Source organism: Heyndrickxia sp. NPDC080065, from assembly GCF_050281185.1.
Classification (GTDB): Bacteria; Bacillota; Bacilli; order Bacillales; family Bacillaceae_C; genus Heyndrickxia.
On record NZ_JBNNWS010000004.1, the window covers coordinates 268,381 to 293,521 of the forward strand.

At 34.5% G+C, this 25,141-nt stretch carries 23 protein-coding genes; 2 read left to right on the forward strand and 21 right to left on the reverse strand.

Going from position 1 to position 25,141, the window contains the following annotated elements:
* Positions 1 to 109 precede the first annotated feature (109 nt).
* The 17 genes from murG to ACQKP0_RS06455 all read right to left on the reverse strand — a co-directional run bounded on the left by murG (position 110) and on the right by ACQKP0_RS06455 (position 20,350).
* The gene (gene murG / locus ACQKP0_RS06375) at positions 110 to 1,201 is read right to left on the reverse strand and encodes an undecaprenyldiphospho-muramoylpentapeptide beta-N-acetylglucosaminyltransferase (RefSeq protein ID WP_427404976.1); all 1,092 of its coding nucleotides are present in this window, start codon (positions 1,199 to 1,201) and stop codon (positions 110 to 112) included.
* Between the two features lie 508 nt (positions 1,202 to 1,709).
* The gene (gene spoVE, locus ACQKP0_RS06380; RefSeq protein WP_427404977.1) at positions 1,710 to 2,810 is read right to left on the reverse strand and encodes a stage V sporulation protein E; all 1,101 of its coding nucleotides are present in this window, start codon (positions 2,808 to 2,810) and stop codon (positions 1,710 to 1,712) included.
* 74 nt (positions 2,811 to 2,884) lie between these two features.
* A complete protein-coding gene (murD, locus tag ACQKP0_RS06385) occupies positions 2,885 to 4,240 on the reverse strand; it encodes a UDP-N-acetylmuramoyl-L-alanine--D-glutamate ligase (protein ID WP_427404978.1) in 1,356 nt (451 codons plus the stop codon).
* The gene (gene mraY, locus ACQKP0_RS06390; RefSeq protein ID WP_427404979.1) at positions 4,241 to 5,215 is read right to left on the reverse strand and encodes a phospho-N-acetylmuramoyl-pentapeptide-transferase; all 975 of its coding nucleotides are present in this window, start codon (positions 5,213 to 5,215) and stop codon (positions 4,241 to 4,243) included. It lies immediately after the preceding gene.
* Positions 5,216 to 5,217: 2 nt separating this feature from the next.
* Positions 5,218 to 5,667: a hypothetical protein gene (locus ACQKP0_RS06395; RefSeq protein WP_427404980.1), complete on the reverse strand. Its 450-nt coding sequence runs from the start codon at positions 5,665 to 5,667 to the stop codon at positions 5,218 to 5,220.
* Between the two features lie 3 nt (positions 5,668 to 5,670).
* The gene (locus ACQKP0_RS06400) at positions 5,671 to 7,128 is read right to left on the reverse strand and encodes a UDP-N-acetylmuramoyl-L-alanyl-D-glutamate--2,6-diaminopimelate ligase (protein ID WP_427404981.1); all 1,458 of its coding nucleotides are present in this window, start codon (positions 7,126 to 7,128) and stop codon (positions 5,671 to 5,673) included.
* A gap of 401 nt (positions 7,129 to 7,529) precedes the next feature.
* Complete coding sequence (locus tag ACQKP0_RS06405; RefSeq protein ID WP_427404982.1) at positions 7,530 to 9,449, reverse strand: stage V sporulation protein D; 1,920 nt, start codon at positions 9,447 to 9,449, stop codon at positions 7,530 to 7,532.
* 157 nt (positions 9,450 to 9,606) lie between these two features.
* Complete coding sequence (locus ACQKP0_RS06410; RefSeq protein WP_427404983.1) at positions 9,607 to 11,829, reverse strand: penicillin-binding protein; 2,223 nt, start codon at positions 11,827 to 11,829, stop codon at positions 9,607 to 9,609.
* Complete coding sequence (gene ftsL, locus ACQKP0_RS06415; RefSeq protein WP_427404984.1) at positions 11,826 to 12,188, reverse strand: cell division protein FtsL; 363 nt, start codon at positions 12,186 to 12,188, stop codon at positions 11,826 to 11,828. The genes ACQKP0_RS06410 and ftsL overlap by 4 nt, the downstream gene beginning before the upstream one ends.
* A gap of 17 nt (positions 12,189 to 12,205) precedes the next feature.
* Positions 12,206 to 13,144, reverse strand: coding sequence for a 16S rRNA (cytosine(1402)-N(4))-methyltransferase RsmH (gene rsmH, locus ACQKP0_RS06420; RefSeq protein ID WP_427404985.1), 939 nt, complete (start codon positions 13,142 to 13,144; stop codon positions 12,206 to 12,208).
* Positions 13,145 to 13,202: 58 nt separating this feature from the next.
* Positions 13,203 to 13,634, reverse strand: coding sequence for a division/cell wall cluster transcriptional repressor MraZ (gene mraZ / locus ACQKP0_RS06425; RefSeq protein WP_427404986.1), 432 nt, complete (start codon positions 13,632 to 13,634; stop codon positions 13,203 to 13,205).
* Positions 13,635 to 14,065: 431 nt separating this feature from the next.
* A complete protein-coding gene (bshC, locus tag ACQKP0_RS06430; protein WP_427404987.1) occupies positions 14,066 to 15,682 on the reverse strand; it encodes a bacillithiol biosynthesis cysteine-adding enzyme BshC in 1,617 nt (538 codons plus the stop codon).
* 143 nt (positions 15,683 to 15,825) lie between these two features.
* Positions 15,826 to 16,221: a DUF3397 domain-containing protein gene (locus tag ACQKP0_RS06435; protein ID WP_427404988.1), complete on the reverse strand. Its 396-nt coding sequence runs from the start codon at positions 16,219 to 16,221 to the stop codon at positions 15,826 to 15,828.
* Positions 16,222 to 17,115: a 2-dehydropantoate 2-reductase gene (locus ACQKP0_RS06440; RefSeq protein WP_427404989.1), complete on the reverse strand. Its 894-nt coding sequence runs from the start codon at positions 17,113 to 17,115 to the stop codon at positions 16,222 to 16,224. It abuts the gene before it with no gap.
* A gap of 88 nt (positions 17,116 to 17,203) precedes the next feature.
* A complete protein-coding gene (locus tag ACQKP0_RS06445) occupies positions 17,204 to 18,742 on the reverse strand; it encodes an acyl-CoA carboxylase subunit beta (protein ID WP_427404990.1) in 1,539 nt (512 codons plus the stop codon).
* Between the two features lie 21 nt (positions 18,743 to 18,763).
* A complete protein-coding gene (locus tag ACQKP0_RS06450) occupies positions 18,764 to 18,976 on the reverse strand; it encodes an acetyl-CoA carboxylase biotin carboxyl carrier protein subunit (RefSeq protein ID WP_427404991.1) in 213 nt (70 codons plus the stop codon).
* 33 nt (positions 18,977 to 19,009) lie between these two features.
* Entirely contained in the window at positions 19,010 to 20,350 is a 1,341-nt protein-coding gene (locus ACQKP0_RS06455; protein WP_427404992.1) for an acetyl-CoA carboxylase biotin carboxylase subunit, read from the reverse strand.
* A gap of 293 nt (positions 20,351 to 20,643) precedes the next feature.
* Between ACQKP0_RS06455 and ACQKP0_RS06460 the strand changes: the two genes are divergently transcribed.
* Entirely contained in the window at positions 20,644 to 21,123 is a 480-nt protein-coding gene (locus tag ACQKP0_RS06460) for an N-acetyltransferase (RefSeq protein ID WP_427404993.1), read from the forward strand.
* A gap of 118 nt (positions 21,124 to 21,241) precedes the next feature.
* Here ACQKP0_RS06460 and ACQKP0_RS06465 read toward each other — a convergent pair whose 3' ends face one another.
* The 4 genes from ACQKP0_RS06465 to ACQKP0_RS06480 all read right to left on the reverse strand — a co-directional run bounded on the left by ACQKP0_RS06465 (position 21,242) and on the right by ACQKP0_RS06480 (position 23,646).
* Entirely contained in the window at positions 21,242 to 21,829 is a 588-nt protein-coding gene (locus ACQKP0_RS06465) for an RsfA family transcriptional regulator (protein ID WP_427404994.1), read from the reverse strand.
* A gap of 133 nt (positions 21,830 to 21,962) precedes the next feature.
* Positions 21,963 to 22,721 carry an enoyl-CoA hydratase/isomerase family protein gene (locus ACQKP0_RS06470; protein ID WP_427404995.1) on the reverse strand — a complete coding sequence of 253 codons (759 nt, stop codon included), beginning with the start codon at positions 22,719 to 22,721 and terminating at the stop codon, positions 21,963 to 21,965.
* 130 nt (positions 22,722 to 22,851) lie between these two features.
* Positions 22,852 to 23,025, reverse strand: coding sequence for a 50S ribosomal protein L32 (gene rpmF / locus ACQKP0_RS06475; RefSeq protein ID WP_427404996.1), 174 nt, complete (start codon positions 23,023 to 23,025; stop codon positions 22,852 to 22,854).
* Positions 23,026 to 23,094: 69 nt separating this feature from the next.
* Positions 23,095 to 23,646, reverse strand: coding sequence for a YceD family protein (locus ACQKP0_RS06480; RefSeq protein ID WP_427404997.1), 552 nt, complete (start codon positions 23,644 to 23,646; stop codon positions 23,095 to 23,097).
* Positions 23,647 to 23,818: 172 nt separating this feature from the next.
* Here ACQKP0_RS06480 and ACQKP0_RS06485 point away from each other — a divergent pair, with 172 nt between their 5' ends.
* Positions 23,819 to 25,033 carry a nucleotidyltransferase gene (locus ACQKP0_RS06485; protein ID WP_427404998.1) on the forward strand — a complete coding sequence of 405 codons (1,215 nt, stop codon included), beginning with the start codon at positions 23,819 to 23,821 and terminating at the stop codon, positions 25,031 to 25,033.
* Positions 25,034 to 25,141 lie beyond the last annotated feature (108 nt).

Genomic DNA, 25,141 nt, shown 5'->3' on the forward strand with positions numbered 1-25,141 from the left:
TCTTCTTTCCAATTATTTTATACTAGTACAATACTTTCTGAAAGAGAATATATCGCTATTTCTCTATACATTTTTTTCTAACACCAGTAATTATTGTATCTTTTTTATATTATTTCGCTAATTCTTGCATAACATTAAATAACCTTTTAGAAGCATCTGGTATACCAAGATTACTGGCTGCCTCTTTCATTTTATTAATCTGCTCTTGGTTTAAGATAATATCATCGATTGATTTAAGTAGTTGAGGACTCGATAAATTTTTTTCCAAGAGCATACTAGCTGCTCCATTTTCCGTTAAGGTGCTGGCATTTTTTTCTTGGTGGTTATTGGTTACATAAGGACTAGGGATTAATATGCTGGGTATTCCTAAAGCTGTTAATTCAGCAAGTGTAGTAGCTCCAGCTCTAGCAACAACTAAATCAACTGACCTTAAAACATCCGGCATATTATGGATGAACGGTACTACTACAATATTTTCTGGTTTACCAATTAAGGAAACTTCCTTTTCAACTTCTTGATAATGAACATCCCCTGTAACATAAATAATTTGATATGGTTTTGCAGCAAACTGTGCTAATGATTTTACCACAGCCTCATTTATTGGTCTCGCCCCTCTACTGCCACCAAATATAAGTACTGTCGGTTTATTTTCGCTTAGACCGTATGATTGAATAATAGTTGGGTTTTTATCGCCTATGACCTCTGTAGCACGAGGGTTTCCTGTTAAAACAACCTTATCTTCAGGAAAAAATTCTTTTGCTGATTCAAAACAAATGGCGACTTTATTAACATACCTGCTTAAAAATTTATTTGTTAAACCCGGTATACTATTTTGCTCATGGATAACAGTAGGGATCTTTTGCTTAGCTGCAGCATAAACTACCGGCCCACAAACATATCCGCCTGTCCCAATCACAACATCAGGTTTAAATGATTTTAGTATTCTTTTGCAATCTTGTACTCCTTTTACAAAACGAAAAAGTGTTTTAATATTTTCGAAGGATAATGATCTTTTTATCCCTGTAATATTAATTGCATGGAAAGGAATATTTTCCATAGTAACAAGTTTTGATTCTAATCCTTTTTCAGTTCCAATATATAAAAATTCTGTATTAGGATGATTTTCTTTAATTGTTCTTATTAAGGCTAACGCTGGATAGATATGTCCGCCTGTTCCACCGCCACTTACAACGATTTTCATTATTTCACCTCTATGTATTCCATTTCATACGAAAGTATCTATTAACACGTTTCTTTTTGTCCATCCGGCTCCTATCCCCTTGAGGTCAAATAACCTCCCACCAATGGAGCCTCAGAGCGGACGGGCTAAATAGTCGCGTACGCTTTTCTTAAAAGGTAAGAAAGTTTAAAATTTACTAAGGATATTAGACATGAAAAGTGTCTGCTGTGTCTAGTTCCAGCGCCTATCGGCTAGCGTATTTCTCCGTCTTCTCCCTACGATAAGTCAACATCGACTCGTCCCTCGCCGTGTTTCCTTTATCTCAGTCGAAGACTACGAAATCCGTACGCCGATGGGCAAGGCGCTTGCGCTTTTCTTATAATACTATATTCTATACATGTTTTTACTTATAGTAAAAAAATATTTATATGATTGTAATAAAAATGTAGTATTAAAGTACTAAAAGTAAAAAAACCCTTTTAAAGGGTTTAAATATTACAGAGATTAGGGACTAATTGATTACTTAAAATTATAATCTAGCATATCGACTAATATTTAGTAATACACCTATTGCCATGAGCATTAATGTTAATGAAGAACCTCCATAGCTTAAAAAAGGTAATGTGATTCCAGTAACCGGCATTAGCCCTGTTACAACACCAATATTGATCATAACTTGAATAGCTACCATCGAGATAATTCCTACAGCTAAGAAACTGCCATATAGATCGGGTGCACCAAGAGCAATTCTAATACCGCGCCATAATAATAAAGCGAACAATAATAAAACAAAAGTTCCTCCTATAAAACCTAGTTCTTCTGATAATATAGCAAAAATAAAATCAGTTTGCGGCTCAGGCAAATAAAAGAACTTTTGGCGGCTTTCCCCTAAACCTAGTCCAAACAAGCCTCCTGGTCCTATCGCGAATAACGATTGAATAATTTGAAAACCAGTCCCTTGTGGATCTTGCCAAGGATCTAAAAATGAAGTAATTCGATCCATACGGTAAGGAGCCGACAAAATTAAGGCAACAAATCCAGCTACTCCGATTAAACCTAAAACAACAAAATGGAGAATTCTCGCTCCTGCAATAAAAATCATAATGACACATGTTCCTAACATAACAGTACCTGTCCCTAAATCAGGTTGCAGCATGATCATTCCAAAGGCTAAAAATACAAGGGATAAGGATGGGACTAATCCCTTTTTTAATGTTGTGATATATTTTTGCTGTTCCGATAAAAATTTTGCTAAAAAAGCAATCATTGCTAATTTAATAAATTCTGATGGTTGTATTGAAAAGGCCCCAATACCAATCCAACTCCGAGATCCATTCCTTTCCATCCCAATTCCAGGAATTAAAACTAGAATAAGTAAGACAAAACATACAATTAATATCATTTTAGCCCATGATCTCCATGACCAATAATCAACATTCATAATGAAGAACATAGCAGCAACACCAATTCCGGCAAATAAAAGTTGTCTCTTTACAAAAAAGAAAGAATCATCAAATTTATAGTTTGCCCATATTGCACTTGCACTATAGACCATAATGAGACCAACTGTTAATAAAGTTAAAGTAACAATGATTAACAAGAAATCAGGATTCGATTTTTTTACTGGCAATGTCCAACACCTCGAGAGTGAAATATTAGAGCTTGTATATATATGTTTCATTCTCAAGATGTAAGATTTTGCTCTTATTTTAACTTATGCACTGCATCAATAAAAATATCACCGCGAACTTCAAAAGTTTTATATTGATCCCAACTTGCACAAGCAGGTGACAGTAGAATGACATCTCCAGGATTTGATTTTTCAAATGCTACTGGTACTGCCTTTTCAACATTATCGACACGTATAATCGTTTTTATTCCCGCTTTTCTAGCAGTTTCCTCTAGTTTTTCAGCTGTTTGACCAAAAGTAATCAATACCTTTACATTTTTTAATGATGGAATTAACTCATCAAATCCATTACCACGATCAAGCCCCCCAGCAAGTAAAATTACAGGTTCAGAAAATGCCTTTAAAGCACTTTGCGCAGCTAAGATATTCGTAGCTTTTGAATCGTTATAAAATTTTCTCCCAGCGATTTCACCAACAAATTGAGTACGATGCTTTACTCCCTTGAAACTAGTTAACACTTTTCGTATAGAATCATTGCTTATTCCCATTAGCTTTGTAGCTGCCACAGCTGCTAAAATATTTTCTAAATTATGATCACCCGGAAGGATGATATCGCTTTTAGGAATAATTTCTTCACCTAAAAACGTAACCATACCATTAATCACAGAACATCCGTTCGTTAAATGCTTATTGGTTGAAAAAGAGATTAATTTGGCTTTTGAAATAGAGATTAGTTCCAGTAATTCATCTTGATCGCCATTTACAATTAAATAATCATTTTCTGTTTGATTTCTTGTAATATTTGCTTTTGCCTTTGCATATTCTTGTTTTGTTCCATGATAATCTAAATGAGCCTCATATATATTTGTAATCACAGCAATATGAGGTCGAAATGTTTGAATTCCCATCAATTGAAACGAAGATAGTTCGACTACCATTTGATTATTTTTTTCGGCAATTTGTGCTACTTCCGAAGCAACAGTACCGATATTTCCTGCAATTAAAGGTTTTGAATTCTGATCCGCCTTTAGCATTTCAAAAATTAAAGTTGTTGTTGTTGTCTTGCCGTTTGTACCTGTTATTCCAATAATAGCTGCATCAGAGATTTTATAAGCAAGCTCAACCTCTGTAATAACTGGAATTCCACGCTCTATCGCACCAGCTACTAATGGATTGGTATATGGTATTCCAGGGTTTTTTACGATTAATTCAAAGCCTTCATCAAGTAACTCAATCGGATGACTTCCACAAATTACTTTGATCCCCTGTTCCAATAAGCCTTGCGCTTCTGGATTTTCTGTTAAAGGTTTAAAATCGTTTACTGTAACAAATGCCCCTAACGTATGTAAAAGCGAGGCCGCACTAACCCCGCTCTTTGCTAGTCCTAATACTAATATTTTTTTATGCTGATAATCAGTAATCTTTTTCACTTACAACCACACCTCGATATAAATAGCTAAAATCGCACATAATAATCCTACTGTCCAAAATGTTACTACTACTCTCCATTCTGACCAACCGCCTAATTCATAATGGTGGTGTAATGGACTCATACGAAAAATTCTCTTACCTGTAGTTTTAAAAGATATTACCTGTAAAATAACAGATAATGTTTCAATAACGAATACCCCGCCTATAATTATAAGCAATATCTCTAGCTTCGTTAAAATAGCGATTGTAGCAATAGCACCACCAAGCGCTAATGATCCTGTATCACCCATAAAAACCTTGGCTGGATGCGCATTAAAAACAAGGAAACCTAAAACAGCACCTACTACGGCAACTGAGAAAACAGCAACATCAATCTGCGATTGATTCCAAGCTAAAACAGCAAATGCTCCAAATGCAATTGCAGATGTCCCAGAAACTAGTCCATCCAGACCATCGGTTAAATTAACTGCATTTGAAAATCCAACTAACCAAAAAATGATAAATACTAAATAGAACCAGCCTAAGTCGATCGAGTAATCTATACCAGGAATGGATATCTCTGTCGAAAAATTATATTGTCGGAAAATAATATAAAAAATTATTGAAATAACAATTTGTCCAAGCAGTTTTTGTTTTGATGTTAAACCTAAATTTCTTTTTAAAACTACTTTAATAAAATCGTCTAAAAATCCAAGTAATCCAAAACCTATAGTAACCAATAAAAGCAAATAGGTTTTTACCGATGGCTCAGAAATTTTACCAGTCATAACCATTGTTGTAACGACAATAGATAGTAGGATGACAATCCCGCCCATAGTTGGCGTTCCAGTTTTCTTTTGATGGGATTTTGGTCCCTCTTCACGAATACTTTGCCCAAATTTTAATCTTCTTAAGAAAGGAATAAAAATAGGAGAAAGTAATGCAGTAATTAAAAATCCCATTAAGATTGTAAAGAATATAGCTTGCTCCATCATTTTTATCCCATCCTATTTTGATTTAAATATTTTTTTATTGTTTCAATTACTTTTGTTTGTTCTTCTTCTACAGCTATATCATATGTAAATGGTAAGCTATTCAGAAGTAATGGCGAATAAAATGCAAATTTAGTCATTGTTTCACACTCTTTTTGTTTTGATTTTCCAATGTATTCCTCACATAATTGGAGAAGCCTTGAAATTGGATCTTTTACAAAAAATACAGGAAAATGGTTGGGCGTATACGAAGGCAGCGACTGCTTTTCATCCCATATTGACGCTATTGCCCCATTTTCAATTGCTTTCCCGAGATTATCATCATGAATCGGAAAAAATAGCCCTTTCGGTTGTGGTAAATCAGAAAATATCGAAACAGTCTCAAATGAATAGTTTACTTGATGGAAGCCTCTCGTTTTTGTTGAAATAAGAAGTACATCATTAAACGATAGCATTTTTTAACGCTCCTTTACTGCTTCTAAAGCTACAACACGATCATCAAAATCTAAGATCAAGTCTCCAATTTGTTGATACGTTTCATGACCTTTACCAGCTATAAGAACAACATCTCCACTGCTTGCGTTCTTTACACCATAAAATATAGCTTCCCTTCGATCTGCAATGACTCGGTAATCCTTGCCTTCTACTCCCACTTCCATATCTCGGATAATTTCGATCGGATCCTCGCTTCTAGGATTGTCGGAAGTAAATATTGGATCTGTTCCATACTGACAAGCAATTTGAGCCATGATTGGACGTTTCGTTTTATCTCTATCTCCACCACAGCCAACTATGACAAAGACTCTTTTTTCTGCAAAATGTTGAATTGTTTTTAGAACATTTTCAAGACTATCTGGGGTATGACAATAATCTACAATAATTGGAAAACTTTGTCCCCCGTTTACTAATTCAAATCTCCCTGCAACACCTTTTACATTTTCTATTGATTGGATCATCATTTCAATAGGTAATTTAGAGACATAGCCTGCAGCTATTGCAGCCAATACATTATATATACTAAATTTCCCGATTAGTTGTATATGAACCTCATGTACCCCTTCAGGAGATTTTAACGAAAAAGTCGTTCCTGAAGCACTCATTTGAATGTTATAAGCAAAAAAATCAGCATCATGATCGATACCATAACTAATGATATGTGCAGCTGTTTCATTTTTTATTTTTTCAGATGCAGGATCATCTGTATTAAGAACAGCATACTTTGGATGTTCATGGTTATACGTATTTCCTAGCTGTGAAAATAACAAGCTCTTTGCACGTCTATATTCCTCCATAGTATGGTGATAATCAAGATGATCTTGAGTCAGGTTCGTAAAGACAGCAATATCATAGTCACATCCCAAAACTCTTCCTTGGTCTAAAGCATGTGAGGAAACCTCCATGATAGCACAATCTACATTTAAATCAACCATTTGTTTAAATGTTTTTTGCAGTGTCATGCTATCAGGTGTTGTATTTTTTGTTTCTAGGATTTGTTCTCTTATTTTCATATACATTGTTCCAATTATTCCAGTATTTACATTTGCATCACGGAACATCTGATCAATTAAATGGCTCGTTGTTGTTTTCCCATTCGTACCTGTTATACCAATTAATCGAAGTTTCTGTGTTGGCTGATCATAGAAATAATCTGCAAGGATTGCCATCGCCCGCTTTGTATCTTTTACGATAACAACCGGAAGTGATACATCAATTGGATGTTCAGCTATGATTGCTGCTGCCCCTTTTTCTTCTGCATCTTTAGCAAACTTATGTCCGTCAACTGTCATCCCTTTAATACAAATAAATAAAGAGCCTGAAGTTACCTTTCGATTATCTTGAACGATATCAACAATATCTGGATTTTCATTAGGAAGTTTTACGAGTGGTAAAACATTCAATAACGTATGTAGTTTCATTTTTCAATCCTTCCAATACTTTAGCTTTTGAAATTTAATTCATTGTCTTAAAAAAATAGTCCTTTTCTATTTTACTAAAAAAAAGTGTTTGAAGCTATTAGATAATTTTTCATCAAAGCTCTTTTCTAAAACTTTTTTGCTTTTCAAAAGAAAAACTTAATATAAACCAACATATCATGTTAGATAAAAAATTATATTTAGAAAAGATGCCCCGAAACCGAGCGATATTTGAAGGTTATCTTTTTAAGATATAGCAGCAGGTTAAAATCAGCTTTAAGATTTTTAACAATCTTTACTAAAAACAGCCTTCATCAAAGAAGCGGCAAATATTTGCCGCTCCATACCTTTAATGAGAAAACTTATTTTCGTTTTATTCCGATGAAACGGATTATAAAAACTGTTTAATTCATATATACCCGGATAGTTGACCCTTCCTCCACTTTTGTTCCCGGCTTAGGATCTTGATTAATAACCGTCTCTCCATTTCCACTAACATCTAATTTTAAATTATCTAACTGCTCCATTAATCCTTTCTTCGTCAAGCCTTTTAAGTCTGGTACTTTAATCGTAGGTTTATCCAAATAAGGTCTGATTTCCTTTTCCATTTGATTCTTTCTAGGTTTAACACCCATAGCTCTAAGACTATCACCAATGATGGTGCCTGCTATAGGAGCAGCTATTGTACCACCAAATTGAACTACATTTTTCGGATTATCAACTGCCAAATATACGACAATCTGCGGATCATCTGCCGGGGCAAAACCAATAAAAGATAGCACATAATTATTTTCCAAATAGCCACCACCTGGCTTTGGTTTTTGTGCTGTACCTGTTTTACCACCGACACGATAGCCCTCCACGAATGCATTTTTACCTGTACCATTTGCAACAACACTTTCTAGTGCACGTCTAATCTCTTTCGATGTCTTTTCTGAAATGACCTTTCTTTTTGCAACTGGCGTTTTTTCCATTACAGTTTTCCCTGTTCTTGGATCCACGAGTTCCTTTGCCACAAATGGCTCATATAATGTACCACCGTTCACTGCGGCTGCAACAGCGGCTATTTGTTGAATCGGAGTAACAGAAACTCCCTGGCCAAAAGCAGTTGTCGCCTGCTCTACTGGACCGACCTTTGCCATATTAAATAAAATTCCTTTTGATTCTCCAGCTAAGTCGATTCCTGTCCTTTCTCCAAAACCAAAATCACGGATATACTTAAACAATTTCTCTTTGCCAAGGCGTTGACCTAATTCTACAAATCCAGGGTTACATGAATTTTCTACCACTTCTAAAAATGTTTCTTGTCCATGCCCCCCTCGCTTCCAACATCTCAGGTTTGCATTTGCTACTTTTATACTGCCTTTATCATAGTAAGAATCTTTATCCAAATCCACCTTACCCTCTTCTAATGCTGCAGCTAATGTAATAACCTTAAATGTTGAACCAGGTTCATACGTACTCCAAATAGGCAAATTACGATTATACACCTCTTGAGAAACATCTTGAAAATTTGCAGGATCAAATGTTGGGCGGCTATCCATCCCTAATATTTCTCCTGTTTTTGGATTCATCGCAATAGCGATGAGTCCATCTGGATTGTATTTCGTTTCAGCAATATCTAACTCTCTTTTAATAATCGTTTCCACTTTTGTATCAATTGTGAGTTTTAGATCCAGCCCATCTTTCGGAGGTTTATAATCATCGGACATATCAGGCATTCTTTTTCCTTTTGCATCAGAATAAAATTGTACAGAACCTTTTTCACCTTTTAATTCCTTATCATAAATCAATTCAAGACCAGTTAATCCCTGATTATCAATTCCCGTAAATCCGAGCACATGCGATAGATAGCTTCCAAACGGATAATAACGATCTGAATCTTCACCAATATATACTCCTTTAAGCTTTAGATCCCGCACTTCCTTTGCTTTTTCAGAAGAAATTTTTCTTCCTTCCGGTATTCTTTCAATCCTTGATATTTTCGTAATTTGCTTATAAATTTTATCTTTAGATGAATTTAACACAGATGCCAGCTTTTCTGCCGTTTCTCCAGGGTTTTCAACTTGCCTGGGAACAACAAAAACGGTTGGTGCACTTTGATTGGTCGCAATCGGAATACCATTTCGATCAACAATTTTTCCTCTTTCCGGTTCGAATGGAATTTCCCTGCTCCACAATTCCTTTGCACCACTCGTTAACCACTTTCCTAAACCTAATTGAACATATCCCAGCCGCAGATCAATTACACCAAAAATTAATATTCCTACGAATAGGGTAATCACTAAACGTTTTCTTACCGTTACATTAGAAACACGTTTCACTTAATGCTCCTCCTCTATATTCTAGTTCCGACAGATAATGAGGGAAAATAGCTTACTTACATCTAGAATATATGCTTGTACCAGTATTAATAGAACGAGGGTGACCCATTAGTGTTAGACACTGGCGGGTCACCCTCGTATTTAGAACGCTTTATCATTAATCTTGAGGAGTTCCATCATTCTTTTCATTATTATCTTTCTTCTTTTGCTGTTTTATCGTTTGTTCTGTAGATTGGAAGTTTACTACAAGGTGGTCGCCAGGCTTAACCGGGGAAGTCGGGCTAATATTTTGCTTTGTTACATAACCCGTTCCGACCATATTAAGCTTTAATTCTAGTAATTCAGCTACTTTGAGAACATCTCTCTTGGACCAGTTTATCATACTTGGAACAGATGGGTCTCCATTCATTTTAAGCATTATTTTTTCTCCTTTAAGTAAAGAAGAGCCTGCTTTTGGAAGTTGATCAACGACTTGATCTCCCGCCCCAAGAGTAACAATTTCATATCCATTATTTTTTATGGTGCTTTTAGCTTCATCTAAGGATTTATTCGATAGATTAGGTACTTTTTCAATCTTTGTTTCTTCCATTTTTGCAGGTTTAATATTTAAGTATTTTAGGCTGTTTTTCATTACCGGATTAAAGATCATTTTTACTGGGTTTGCACCATTCTCATTTTCTGCTAATTGCGGCTGCTTCACTGCAACATACATAATTAATTTGGGATCATCTTTAGGAGCCATCCCTAAAAATGAAAATAGATAATTATCCCAACCTGTCATATAACCAGGTCGATTATCATTTGGTATTTGTGCTGTACCAGTCTTACCCGTTACAGAATACCCTTTGATATCATATACCGTTCCAGTACCCTTAGTCACAACTGTTCTTAATAAATCACGTACCTCTTTTGCAGTAGCATCACTGATCGGTTTTCCTACGACCTCAGGTTGTGTTATTTCTTCTTTATTATTATTTGGATCAACAACTTTATCTACTACATATGGTTTCATCATTTTTCCACCATTCGCAATAGCAGTAGCTGCTTGAATCATTTGAATGGGTGTAACCGTTGTTCCTTGGCCAAATGTCGTTGTATATTGTTCTTTAGGCCAGTTATACAAAATTTTCCCTGCCGATTCATTCGGTAATCCAATATTTGTTGGAACACCAAAATGGAAACGATCTAAATAGGTTCGAAACGTATCTTTACCAATTTTATCTAGCAACTTAGCAAAGGCAACATTTGATGATTGCTGCACACCTTTTAAATAAGAAATTGATCCCCATTCTTTATAGTAGAACCAGTCTTTAATTGGAACTGGATCATTTTTCACATAAAATGTGCCAGATTGATAATAGTCATTAGGATTAAATACCCCTTGTTGAATAGCAGTTGCTAAAGTGAACATCTTCATCGTTGAACCAGGTTCAATAGCTGCATCAACAGCTAAATTTTGCCATTCTTTTTCAATTCCTTGTCTTGTCATTGCGTCAAAGGTAGGTCTTTGAGACATTGCAAGAATTTTCCCTGTTTTTGGATCAGCTACAATAGCTACCATATCTTTAGGGTGATATTTTTTATCTACCTGATCCATAGCGTCTTCCAGGAAAACCCCAATTTTTTTATCTAATGTTAAATATATATCTTTCCCATTTTTCGGCTCTGTTACTTTTTTTTGTGAACCAGGAATTAAATAGCTCCATGCATCACCCTCATATTGGATTTTTCCATTTGTACCTTGAAGTTGCTTATCATAAACTTGTTCGATTCCCATTTTTCCAACCGTATTTGGTTTTTCATCTTCCTTTTGGGCGTAACCAACTAAATGCGAGGCGAATGTTCCATTCGGATAAAATCGTTTAGATTCGCGAACAAATTGAATACCTGGAAGTTTTAGTTTTTCAATTTTTTCCTTTGTTTTATACGATACATCGGTTCCGGCTTTTCCGAACTCGACTAAAAATCTCTTCGTATCTTTTTTTCCAAGCCTGTCGTTAATAGTTAGCCGTTGATAAATTTCCGATTCTGACATATCAATGTATTTCGCTAACTGTTCAGCCGTTTTCTGTGGATCTACTACATGTTGGGGATGCTTCGGGTCTACCGTCATATTTTTGCTTAATATCGCTTGTAATCGATAAGAAGCAGTATCTTCCGCAATTACTTCTTCATTTCTATCATAAATAGTTCCTCGTTTCGCATCGATTGTATCTTTGCGTAAATGCTGTTTTTCTGCTAATTCCGCTAGCGTATTTCCTTGGACCTCACCAGTGACCTGAATAGTTAAAATACGGACAACTAAGACAAAAAAGAGCAGACCGAATATTAGAAATAATATCGCTGCTCCTATGTTCATGCTCAATTTGTTTCTTTTCATTTTTCATAAACACCTTTAACATTATTATCGTTCATTTTTAGCCCTAGTTCCTTTGCTATTTTCTTAATCCGATCATATCTGCTTAAATCACTTACTTGCATTTCTAAATCAGCATTTACTTTTTTCTTATCTTGTATGGAGGATTCCAATTTTTGAATATCCTTATTTACTTGATAAACAGCAGCTTGGGTGGAAATAACTTTAATCGCCATAAAACAAACAAATGCGATTGCCAATCCAGCTAAAAGCTTTTCTCCCAGTGTAATTTGACTCCGTTTATGTACCGTTCTAGCTTGTTTTTCAATATTCGTTTTCGGTTGTATATAAGGTTGTTGTTGCTTTCTAGCTAAATTACTCAAGTTGTCTTCCTCCATTTCTATAATCTAATTTTTTCAGCAATTCTAAGCTTGGCTGAACGCGCACGGTTATTTTCTTGAAGCTCTGATTCACTCGGTACAATCGGTTTTTTTGTAATTATTTTTAGTTTAGGTGTATATTCCTCTGGAACAACAGGCAAACCTGGTGGTAATTCTGGACCTTGGCTAACTTCTTTGTAAATTGCCTTACAAATACGATCCTCTAGTGAGTGGAACGTAATTACACTTATTCTTCCACTTGGTTTTAGTAATTCTATAGCGTCTTTAAGAGAATCTTCAAAAACACCTAATTCATCGTTAACTGCAATTCTTATCGCTTGGAAAATCCTTTTAGCAGGGTGACCACCTTTTCGTCGAGCAGGTGCTGGAATACCTTCTTTAATCAATTCAACCAGCTCACCAGTAGTTTTTATTGGTGCCTTTTCCCTTGCAGCTTCAATTTTCCTTGCAATTTGTTTTGAAAATTTTTCTTCACCATACTTAAAGAAAATACGAACTAAATCTTCATATGACCACTCATTAATGACTTCAAAAGCGGAAATTTCACCTTGTAGATCCATACGCATATCCAACGGGGCATCATTATGATAACTAAATCCACGTTCAGGAGTATCCAGCTGTGGCGAAGAAACACCAAGATCATATAATATCCCATCAACTTTTTCGACGCCTATACGATTTAGTTCTTCTTTTATATATCGAAAATTACTTTTAATATAAACAACTTGATTCTCATATTGTTTGAGCTTTTCTTTTGCATGTGCAATGGCAGTTTCATCCTGATCAAATGCGAATAACTTCCCTTTAGATGATAATTGCGAGAGTAAATACATACTATGGCCTGCACCGCCAAGTGTGCAATCTACGTATACTCCATCTGGTTTAATATTTAATCCGTCGACTGTTTCTTTTAATAACACAGTAGTATGTTTAAACATGTTGAAATCACCTTTCTAAACGAATATGAAATAGAGTATTTTTAGTGGTTTTGAAAAGTTAAATATCAAAGCCAATCATGTTTTCTGCAATTTCTGCAAATGATTCTTCTGACTCTTCAAAGTAGTCTCCCCATAAATCTTTACTCCAAATCTCAATTCGATTAGAAACTCCTAAAACAATACATTCTTTTTGTAATTGTGCGTAACTGACGAGTGGAGAAGGAATATTAATCCTTCCTTGTTTATCAAATTCACTTTCGGAGGCACCTGAAAAGAAAAAACGGGTAAATGCACGTGCATCTTTTTTTGTTAATGGGAGGGCTTTTAATTTTTCTTCGACTTGTTTCCATTCTTCAAGCGGGTAACCAAATAAACATTTATCTAAGCCTCTCGTAATGACAAATGTATCACCGAGAAGTTCTCGAAACTTTGCTGGGATAATTAAGCGTCCCTTTGCATCAATGTTATGTTGGTATTCCCCCATGAACATAGTACAAGCCCCCACTTTCTATAAATAATGTACCACATTCCCCCACCATTCACCACCTCTTTTTAAATATTTTCTACACAGACTAAAAATACCTTTATTATTTTAAAAATTCATAGTAAAACCTCTATGGTATGCGATTTAACTAGTTAACTATTTAAAGAAATCAATTCACCTATACATCACAACCCAACATTTACCATAATAACCAATAAAAAGTCCCAGATCGAAATGCGTAAGCGCCGCAGCTCTAGCGTATGGATTTCGTAGTCTTCGACTGAGATAAAGGAAACACGGTGAGGAGTTCACTAGCTAGTAAAATTGGCACTTCAATTTTCACCTGATGTTGACTTATCGTAGGGAGGAGACAGAGAAATCCGCTAGCCGATAGGCGCTGGAGCTAGACAAAAAAAAGACTAGCTTTAAAAGCTAGCCTAAATCCGAATTAGTTTATGTGTTCCATCAAACGAGTAAGTCAATTCCATTAACTGACCAATAAAATCTTCACCATATTTATTTACAAAGTAGAATATGTTCCAAATTCTTTCCTGTGGTGCATTATTTGGCCTTAAAAAACGCTCGGTTCGATTCATTTTTTCGAGCATAGTATCATGTTTTTGCTGAGTCATTTGATCTGTTTTTCTTTGCAAAAATTCCAGTTGATTTTGATGGAATGATAAGTTTTTTTCAACAATTGGTAATAAACCATTATCAGCAATTTCTAGTATTTGATGATATTGACTTTCTAAAAATACTATTGTGTCATTTATCAATTTTTCTATATTTTTATCTTTTATCGAATCCCAATATTTATGTTTTTCCTGCTCTAAGCCTAGGCGAATAACCTTTTCTGCAGATATGTTTAAATCCTTCAAATCTGAATCAATAAATCGATCGACAAAGCTTATATTTAACCTTGGAACGATTGGAGGCATTAAAAATCCAAGCTTTTCAAAAGCAATTTTCAACTCTCCCCAATAAGCAATTTCACCTGGTCCAGCAATAAATGCTAATGTTGGAAAAAGCCATTCCTGCATAATGGGTCTGGTCACCACATTATTACTAAAAGCAGTTGGTTTTGTTTCTAATAAAGCCAGTAACTCTTCTTTTGTAAAGAAAACTTCCCCACTTTTCCCTATAAATCCATTTTTATCAGAATTAAATTCCAATAAAATTCTTTCTTTTCCATCATAATAAAACAAATTCACTGCCTGTTGACTTAAATCTATCGTGTTAGAAAAATCATGATGATTGATTTGTTTTTGCTGCAAAAGAACAGAATCAGTAATTAGTTGTTGATTTTCAATGATTTTCTGAAAGAAAGGTTTTTCTAATTCACGTAGTTTTTCATATGCTGAATCTATTACTAATAAACCATATTTCTTAAACATGTCTATAACGATATAAGTAAAAAAATCAACTAAAGAATTAGATTGTTCTAATGCAGTCTCTAAAGAATGGATAATCCTGTTTGTTTCTGAGGTTTCTCCAAGATATTCAAACACCTTTTTTACCCATTTCCTCATATGATCCTTATCAAATTCGATATCGGATATCATTTTCTTTTCGACAGGTCCTTCGGCATAACTAATTTTCTTCAAAGATCGATTACTTTCTACAAAAATATGATTAATTTCTAAATAATCATGATCCTCTCCCGCTACCCAAAAAATAGGAATGACTGGTTTTTTCAGCTTTTCTTCTTGTTCACGAGCAAGATGAATGATGGAAATAATTTTATGTATCGTATATAAAGGACCTGTTAATAATCCTGCTTGTTGACCACCAATGACAACGGTAGAATCCTCTTGTTTCAATTTATTTAATGATTGCTTTATTTCCTCAGAACTTGGGAAACGCTCCATATATTGTTTAATACAGCTAACAAGCTCTTCTCTTGCAAATTCCCTTTTATGTAAATCTTCTAATCTTTTCTCAAAGACCGTTGATGTTAAGTCATAATGAAAAAAATCCTTTACAGGCTGTTTTTGTTCTATATACAGTGAAGCGAAGCGATTTGTTGCTGGAATCATGATATTTTCCAGTTCCATAAGGTAATTCTTCCTTTCTCGTAGCAAAAATTTGCATATAAAATTTCCCACACATCGTTACATTCTTCAAAGAGTATATCATCATTATAGGGGAAAATAAAAAAACTTGCTCTTAGATGTTGTTCAAAAAGAAGGACCAAAGACTATCCACCCATTAAAGCTTCGACAACACGTGAAGTTAATCCATATATTAGCAAAATAATATATGCTGTGAAAAACAGTAAAAAATTCAAGCGCCAATACCCGCGAAATAATCGTGAATAATCAATCTCATCGCGTAAGTATCGATAAACGATAACAAAAGTTAATGCAACTAATAACATGATTAGGAAAATCAACCAAAGAAATGATTGACCCCATATTGCTTTGATAAAAAAATAAACAGAAATTATTAGTAAGAAAGTGGTTATATCAATTGATAGTGAAACCGCTTTTCGATGATTTTTCGTTACTTGTTTAACGAGTATAAATGAAAGGAAATAGCCGAGAAAAGGAATTATTAAAAATATTGCAATAAATGAAGATAAAAAAGTACTCAATTACACCCCCCTCCTTTTTTCCATTCCTTTAATCATTTCATAAATTGTATTTGTAATCGGTAAGTATACCTTTTTTTCTTTTGCACAATTTAACAAATAGCCAATGATAGCGTCTACCTCTGTTTCTTTTTTATTTTTTATATCTTTTAGCATTGAAGATTCATTGTTTCCTGTATTTTGACAAATTAGAAGAATATCATTTAAACATTTCTCTTGATCCATTTCTGGAAACAGAACCATTATTTCTTTAAACAATTCCAAAAAGATTCGATTGTAATGAGCATTATGAACTAGTTCTCCATTTTTTATTTTTAGGATAGCTGTCAATGGATTAATCATCGCATTTACTAATAGTTTATTGATAAGAATTTCTTCGTAATTTGGACATACAGTAAATAGAAAATTCTCATGATTTAATTTGAGAATCGGCTCAAGACTATCCAGACTTCCTTTAAATGCTGCGATATTTGTTTTACCAATTCCATTGTGTTCAACAGATGTATCATTAATTTTTAACGCACCATGTTCGATAGAACCTATAATTATTGCTTTACTTTCCAAGTTATTAATCATTGATAGGTGCATCATCCCGTTTTGTAAAAATAAAAGCGGGATTTGTGAATCTATGTTTTTTAAGTCTGGTAAAATATTCTCGAGATGATATTGTTTAACTGCAATAATAATTAAATTTTGCTGATTCCATTCATTTTTCATATTTGAAGCATATGTAGCAGTATTGAAACTAGAGTGTTGATTATGTACGGTGATTCCATTTTGATTAATCTTAATGGCTTGCTCTTTTCTACGTGGAAAAATAGTTACATTGAAATGTTTTCCCAGATATCCCGCAAAAAGTAAACCAATCGAACCAGCTCCTATAATTCCAATCTTCATAAAATCCCTCGTTCACTAATAATAATACTTATATTGTATCAAAAAAATGAAAGGACAGACACTAATGTATGTCTGTCCCTTCGAATTTTTATACTGGATAAACAGGATGCTTCCTTTGACTAAATTCTAATTCCTTTGTTTCATATAGATTGAATCGATTGATTAATACTTTCCTTAGTTCATTTGGTTCAACCACTTCATCTACAATTAATTCTGAAGCAAGCTTGTAAATATCAATCGTTTCTTGATATTCTTTTTGTTTTTCTTGGACATAAGCAATTCTTTCTTTCGGATCTTCAATTGCTTGGATTTTATTTGAATACACAGCATTGACGGCAGCTTCCGGACCCATAACCGCTATTTGAGCAGTTGGTAATGCTATACAGCAATCAGGTTCAAATGCCGGACCTGCCATGGCATACAGCCCCGCACCATATGCTTTTCGCACAATTACTGATATTTTCGGAACGGTTGCAGAACTCATAGCAGCAATAAGTTTAGCCCCATGTCGTATAATACCTGCTCTTTCAACTTTTGTACCAATCATAAATCCCGGCACATCAGCTAAGAACAATAACGGGATATGAAAGGCATCACAAAGCTGAATAAATTTTGCCGCTTTGTCGGCTGAATCAACAAATAGAACTCCACCTTTTGCCTTAGGTTGATTTGCAATGATCCCGACTGCTTTTCCATCAATTCTTGCTAATCCTGTTATAAGCTCAGTTGCAAATAATTTTTTTATTTCAAAAAAACTCCCCTTATCGATTAAAGCATCAATACATTCATACATATCAAATGGGGCATTTTGATGTTTCGGAATGATCTCTTCCACCGTACGTCCCGGTTTGGGCTCTAAACCTTCAACTGATTTTGGTCTTTCTTTAAAATTTGCAGGAAAGTAAGATAAATATTTTATTGCTGCTTCAATTCCTTCTTGTTCAGAATTTACGAGCATATCACCGCAACCACTAATCGTGCAGTGCATTCGAGCACCGCCCATTTCTTCCAATGATACTTTTTCCCCAATAACCTTTTCTGCCATTCTTGGTGAGCCAAGATACATAGAGGCGTTTTTATCAACCATAATGACTATATCACAAAAAGCTGGTATGTATGCGCCACCTGCAGCAGAAGGGCCAAATAGTAAACATAGTTGAGGAATCATTCCTGAAAGTTTCACTTGATTATAAAAGATTCTCCCTGCTCCACGTCGATTAGGAAACATCTCTAATTGATCGGTAATTCTAGCTCCTGCTGAATCTACCAAATAAAGAAGTGGAACCTTTAATTTTTCTGCTGTTTCTTGAATACGAATAATTTTCTCAACTGTACGAGCACCCCAGGAACCAGCCTTTACAGTAGAGTCATTTGCCATCACACAAACCGTTTGACCTCCTACCTTACCAATTGCAGTAACAACCCCATCTGCAGGTAAGTCCTCCGCTGTGCAATTAGCAAATATTCCGTCTTCTTCATACTCACCATGATCAAACAAAAGCTCTAGACGATCTCTTACAAATAGCTTATTTTGCAATTTCAGCTTTTCATGATACTTTTCTGGTCCCCCTCTTTTTATCCGCTCTTTTCTCACCTTTAATGTTTGCTCAGTATTGAATACAACCATTGATCTCCCCTCCTTTTTGTTTTATTCGATGGTCAGTAATACATCACCCTCATTTACAAAATCCCCAATATTCACTTTAATTTCCGTTACTTTACCTGCTTCTGCAGCTTCCATAGGAATCTCCATTTTCATGGATTCAAGCATAATAACCGTTTGACCATTTGTCACTTCGTCTCCACTGCTTACTAAAATATTTAAAACAGTCCCTGCCATTGATGCTGTAATTTCTTTCATTTAATATTCCTCCACTCAAAAAATTTGATCATTCTAGCTTTCAACCATTAATTTATTAACTAAATTAGTCGTATAATCTCCATTTTTAAATTGTTTATTTTTTAATACTTTTATTAAATACGGAATATTTGTCTTAATACCTTCTATTGTTGTCTTCTCTAAAAATTCTTTCGCTTTGTTAAGACAAGCATCTCTATTCCTCTCAAATATTACACACTTGGCAATCATAGGATCATAAAAAGGTGTTACTTGTATACCTTCACAATACCCTTCGTCAATACGAACTTCTTCAACATCACCCCATGACAGTTTGGAAATTAATCCAGGTGAAGGATAGAAGGTATTTGGATCCTCAGCATAAATTCGAAGTTCAATCGCATGCCCTTGTTTAGTAATCTCTTTTTGTGATAAAGGTAATTTTTCTCCCCGGGCAACAAGAATTTGCCATTGAACCAAATCAAGATTAGTCAGCATTTCGGTTATAGGGTGCTCCACCTGCAATCTTGTGTTCATTTCAAGAAAGTAGAAATTCTCATTTTGATCGACTATAAACTCTACTGTTCCAGCATTTTCATAACCTATAGCACGTGCAGCACTAATTGCAGCAGCATACATTTTCTCTTGAGTTTCTTTCGATAATTGTGGTGACTGTGCTTCTTCAATAACTTTTTGATTTCTTCTTTGGACGGAACAATTTCTTTCAAATAGATGAACCACTTCACCATACTGATCTCCGAATATTTGTACCTCAATATGCCTGGCATCATCAATACACTTTTCAATAAAGACATCTTCAGATCCAAAATATGCTTTCGAGCGTTTTCTAGTCGATTCATAGTGTTGATTGAGCGCTTGCTCATTTTCGCAACGCACCATACCGATTCCACCACCGCCGCCACTAGCTTTTAACATGATCGGATACCCGATTTGGTTTGCTAGTTCCTGTGCCTCTTGAAGATTCTTCAACCCATTGATACTTCCGGGTACAATAGGTACATTTGCTTTCTTCATCACCATTCGTGCTTTTATCTTGTCACCCATTGATTCTATCGTTTCAGGTGAAGGCCCAATAAATTTAATTCCATTATTTCGAACCATATTAGCAAATCGATAATTTTCAGATAATAAACCATATCCAGGATGAATCCCATCAACTCTTTCATCTAATGCAATCTTAATTATCTCATCCATATTTAAATAAGATTTGTTCACCGGTGCTTCTCCGATACGAAAAGAAAAATCTGCTTCTTTAACATAGGGCATGGATGAATCTGCATCAGAATATACCGCTACTGTTTCAATTCCCATTTGTTTACATGTCTTTATGATACGTAAAGCAATTTCTCCACGATTGGCAATTAATATCTTTTGCACATAAATCCCCCTTTAGAAACTTTCAATATGTCCTTTGTTTTTAATATGAATACTAAAAACAAAGGACAGTATGCTATTAAAAAAGAAAAATTTCTCTCCCCAATAATAATATTTCTACAAATTTTGATTTTTTCCTGCAAGAAATTGAAAACGTTTTCTAAATATAGGTGCAGAAATATTTACAACTTTGTTATATAATTATATTTAATACACCAATCAATGATTAATGAAAAATTTATTATTATATTCAGCAATCTTTTTGATAGCTTGTAATTTTAGAGGAGGAATTGTCATTGTCGTATAATGTTGAAAGATTAAAAGTAAATTACAAAACCCTTGAAGAGTTTAAAAAATTTAAGGAATATGGTGTCCAGGAACTTTCAATGCTAGAGGATTTACAAGAAAATATCATTGAAGACAATTGTGACTCTCCTTTTTACGGTATTTATTTTGGAGATAAATTAGTTGCACGTATGAGTCTTTATGAACGCAACGCCAAGTATGACCTATATTTTGATCCCCCACAAAATTTCCTAGAATTATGGAAGCTTGAAGTATTACCAGAATATCAATTTAAAGGATATGGAAAAAAACTAGTTGAATTTGCCAAAAGCTTTGGTGCTCCTATAAAAACTAATTCTAGAATGAAATCAAAAGAGTTTTGGGAAAAAATGGGCTTTCAAACTGTCACCTATGATATGGAAAGGGATTTAGGACAAAATCCATTAATTTGGCATCCAGATGGTGTAAAAGAGCAAAAAACAAACAGCTAAGCTGTTTGTTTTTTTTGTTTTAAACAGCCAAATAAGCTGTTTGTTTTTTTGTTTTATACAGCTATGAGCTGTTTAATTTTTGCATTCTATTTAGAAAAAATCACCATACATTTACTTTCTATCTATGTTGCACTGATAATTTCCGAGCTTTATCTAATATTGCTATTAAGGAGAGATATTCTTCTTGCAGAGTTTCAAATTCTCTCTTCTTATTTTCATAATTCTGTTTTAATTCTTGAAAGGATTGCTGTAATTGTGAAACCTGATTTTTTAATATTGCGTTTTCCTTTTCAGTATGAACATTGGACCCTTGCTCACCTCGGATTTGTTGTAAATATTCAATTACCGTTTCTAAACTTTGATGAATATTTCCTGTGGATTTAGAATTTTGTTCATAATTAACAGCTTCTAAGGAAGTTTGTTCATTAGCTGGCTTGTTTTTTAATTTGAGTTCTTTTCTTTGCTTTTTGGCAAGTTCAATTCCTGATTTATATTGTTTGCGCACAAACGAATTCCAACGAAATCCACATGCAGCCGCAGTTCGATTCATTTGTTTACCGACTTCCTCAAATGCTTGCAATTGAGTTCCACCATCACGGATGTGACGTAAAACCACCTCTGCAAGTAGTAGATCTTCATCATGTGTCCATGCGTCCTGTCGCGTTGATGACATGCTATCCCTCCTGAGCTTTAGCCTTTTATACATACATATGCTACTACTAGAAAAGATAGACTAATAATGAACGAGAATAACATTTAGAAGTCACTAAATATGACTTGAGGTATTGTTGAACTACCAAGTTAATGATTCTACGAAAGCCATTACAGAAAGGTTGCTGCTACTTTGAAAGGAACTTTGAAACAGCTTGATGATGTTCTTCTTTCTCCCATAACATCGAACATTGTCTAATTTCTTGATCGATTCTAGAGAATAAATTTGTGCTTTGCCATCTTGAAATAAGTACTTGCTTATAGCTCTTTAGAACATTCATATCGTTTTTTACTATTTCTCTTAAAAATTGATAAGCTGTATCTACATTTACTGTTGGATATACTTGGTGAATAAAGCCTAGTTCTTTAAGTTCTTCTGCAGAATATATATTTGCTTCTAATAATATTTTTAATGCGCTATGGGAAGGAATTTTTTCATATAATAGAGAAGCACCACCCCATCCTGTAGTAATTCCTAATTTCCCCTGTATAAAACCTAGCTTACTTCCAGTTTTGGCTATCCTAAAATCACATGCAGTAGCAATTTCACAGCCCCCACCAACAGCTGTTCCATTGATCAGAGCTAAAGTTGGTTTCGAAAGAGTAGCGAGTCGGTATAAATTAAGCCCCATTTTCGATAACATGGAATATGCTTCTTCTTCTGTTTTCAATTGATGAAACTCATCTAAATCCCCTCCAGAACAAAAAGCATACTCTCCTTCCCCAGTAATAACAAGAGCTTTTACATTGTTATCATTCTCTGCCCTATCTAATACTGTTTCTAAACCAGCAATAACATTGAAATTAACAGCGTTTCTTTTTTCCGGTCGATTGATCTTCCATTCTAAAATTCCCGAACTATGTAAATTAATGATAAAATCTTTCATAATTCCGCTCCCCTTATGAAAAAATTAACTATAAAAAAAACGTGAAGAGCCATGGTCTCTTCACGTTTTTTTGCAATTGGATTAAAATAGACACGAGCTAAACATTGCTTATCTATTCTTATTCACTTGCTTAGTTGTTAACTACGTCTTTTCCTTTATATGTTCCACACGCTTTACATACACGGTGTGCAAGTTTCATTTCGCCACAATTAGGGCATGCAACCATGCCAGGAACTTGTAGTTTGAAATGTGTACGACGTTTTCTTTTTGCTGTTTTGGATGTTCTTCTAAAAGGTACAGCCATTCTTCCCACCTCCTTATAGAGATCACTGTTGTTGTTATAAGATCCAGTAAGCTGGTTCTTCAAAAAGTTTTAAGATTGTTCATCAAAGAATTTTGCTAATCCAGCAAGCCTAGGATCAACCTGTTTTTCTTTGTTTTCCACGTCTTGTTTTACTTGTTCTTCCGTAATAACTTCCCATTCATTTCCTGAAGGAAGCTGTTTATCATCTTTTGCAGTTTCGCTAAAAACTTGCATAGGAATTTCAAGCAGGAGTAATTCTATTATAACAGGTTCTAAATCTACAATATCATCGGTTGGTCGATGAATTTCATCATCCTCATTTTCATCAAAAGAAGTGTGAGGATTCAAAAGAAATATTTCAGTAGATTTAACGTCAATTGGAAAATCCACATCTACAAGTGTTCTAGAACATGGTAGTACTAAACTTCCTGTGACATGCAAATGGAATGTTACTTTTTCAGAAGTTACATCTGCACTGCCTGCAACATGTATCTGTGAAACACCTCGTATTTGTGGGTCTCTTTTTTTCAAGTTCTCAGAAATATCGACTATTTCATTAATATCAATACTCTTCCCACGATACTTTAACAATTGAATTGTTGACCACTTCAATGAAATCACCCCAAGACAACAAAGGTAATTATAGCTTTCATTATACCTTTTGTCAATATTTTATCTTTACGCATAAAGGACTAGTTTTCCTATGTATAAATGCGTATTCTTATTATTGTATACTCTTCTAGTATAAATGCAAATAACCACCAGATAGAATATTAATAATTGGAGGAAATGTATGAAGAGCGTAGGTCTAGTTGTCGAATATAATCCATTTCATAATGGCCATTTTCATCATGTTGAACAAGCAAGAAAACAAACAAATGCTGATGTTACTATTGCGGTAATGAGTGGGAATTTTCTTCAGCGGGGTGAACCAGCCATTGTCTCAAAATGGGCAAGATCAAAAATGGCTTTGTTAGCTGGGCTCGATATTGTTGTTGAACTCCCATACGCTTTCGCCAGTCAGCATGCTGAAAAATTCGCCTTTGGTTCAATTTCTATATTAAGTGCATTAAAATGTAATTTCTTTTGTTTTGGAAGCGAGTCGGGAAATATTGATGAGTTCAACAAAATATTACATATCATGCAAAAACATCGATTAACTTACGAAGCATCTGTTAAGCACTTAATGTCCACTGGAATAAGTTATCCAACAGCACTTTCTCAAAGCTTCTCTACACTAAATATTGAAGAAGGAAACATAGATTTAACTAAACCTAATAATATCCTAGGTTTTCATTATATGCAGGCAAATAGGCAATTAGGAACTCCTATGAAAGCTTATACAATTAAACGAAAAAACGCAAATTACCATGATGAAGAATTTTCATCCTCAACGATTGCTAGTGCTACAGCTATTCGCAAAGCTACATTCGAAGGTAATCAATCACTAGGTGAAATTAAGCAGTTTGTTCCTGAATCAACATTTAAGGTTTTTAAAGAATATATGAAGGAATATCACTCTTTCCACCATTGGGAACTATATTGGCCATTCCTGCAATATCGAATATTAACTATTGATAAAAATGATTTAGCAGAAATATATGAAGTGGAAGAAGGAATCGAGCACCGATTAAAACGGTTAGCAAAAGATGCAATAAGTTTTCAAGATTTTATGAGTAAAGTAAAGACAAAGAGATATACGTGGACTCGAATTCAAAGAATGTGTGTCCATATCCTTACTAATACAAAAAAAGAAGAAATGTTCCTTCATCATGAAGCTGTAAAATATATAAGACTTTTAGGTATGACTCAAAAGGGAAGGGAATATTTGAATAATATTAAAAAGGATTTAGAAATTCCTCTTCTTTCAAAACTCTCATCGGTTTCAGATGATCTTGTGCACCTTGATATTCGTGCTTCAAACGTATTTGCACAAGGATTAAAGGAGCCTAATCGACATAAATTATACAAAATGGAATATGGACAATCTCCTATCTATATTGAATAATTTTCAACTAAGGCTCTTTTCTAAAACTTGTTTCTTTTGATAAGAAAACTTTATAATAACTACCATATTATGTTTGATCATAAATTATATTTAGAAAAGATGCCCCGA

Bases quoted from the DNA above. Each gene is read 5' to 3' on its own strand.
- rsmH (WP_427404985.1), bottom strand. From the start codon at position 13,144: ATGTTTAAACATACTACTGTGTTATTAAAAGAAACAGTCGACGGATTA.
- ACQKP0_RS06470 (WP_427404995.1), bottom strand. From the start codon at position 22,721: ATGAAAGATTTTATCATTAATTTACATAGTTCGGGAATTTTAGAATGG.
- ACQKP0_RS06400 (WP_427404981.1), bottom strand. From the start codon at position 7,128: ATGAAACTACATACGTTATTGAATGTTTTACCACTCGTAAAACTTCCT.
- bshC (WP_427404987.1), bottom strand. From the start codon at position 15,682: ATGGAACTGGAAAATATCATGATTCCAGCAACAAATCGCTTCGCTTCA.
- ACQKP0_RS06410 (WP_427404983.1), bottom strand. From the start codon at position 11,829: ATGAAAAGAAACAAATTGAGCATGAACATAGGAGCAGCGATATTATTT.
- rpmF (WP_427404996.1), bottom strand. From the start codon at position 23,025: ATGGCTGTACCTTTTAGAAGAACATCCAAAACAGCAAAAAGAAAACGT.
- ACQKP0_RS06450 (WP_427404991.1), bottom strand. From the start codon at position 18,976: ATGAAAGAAATTACAGCATCAATGGCAGGGACTGTTTTAAATATTTTA.
- ACQKP0_RS06445 (WP_427404990.1), bottom strand. From the start codon at position 18,742: ATGGTTGTATTCAATACTGAGCAAACATTAAAGGTGAGAAAAGAGCGG.
- mraY (WP_427404979.1), bottom strand. From the start codon at position 5,215: ATGATGGAGCAAGCTATATTCTTTACAATCTTAATGGGATTTTTAATT.
- ACQKP0_RS06440 (WP_427404989.1), bottom strand. From the start codon at position 17,115: ATGAAGATTGGAATTATAGGAGCTGGTTCGATTGGTTTACTTTTTGCG.
- murG (WP_427404976.1), bottom strand. From the start codon at position 1,201: ATGAAAATCGTTGTAAGTGGCGGTGGAACAGGCGGACATATCTATCCA.
- mraZ (WP_427404986.1), bottom strand. From the start codon at position 13,634: ATGTTCATGGGGGAATACCAACATAACATTGATGCAAAGGGACGCTTA.
- ACQKP0_RS06485 (WP_427404998.1), top strand. From the start codon at position 23,819: ATGAAGAGCGTAGGTCTAGTTGTCGAATATAATCCATTTCATAATGGC.
- ACQKP0_RS06395 (WP_427404980.1), bottom strand. From the start codon at position 5,667: ATGCTATCGTTTAATGATGTACTTCTTATTTCAACAAAAACGAGAGGC.
- ACQKP0_RS06465 (WP_427404994.1), bottom strand. From the start codon at position 21,829: ATGTATAAAAGGCTAAAGCTCAGGAGGGATAGCATGTCATCAACGCGA.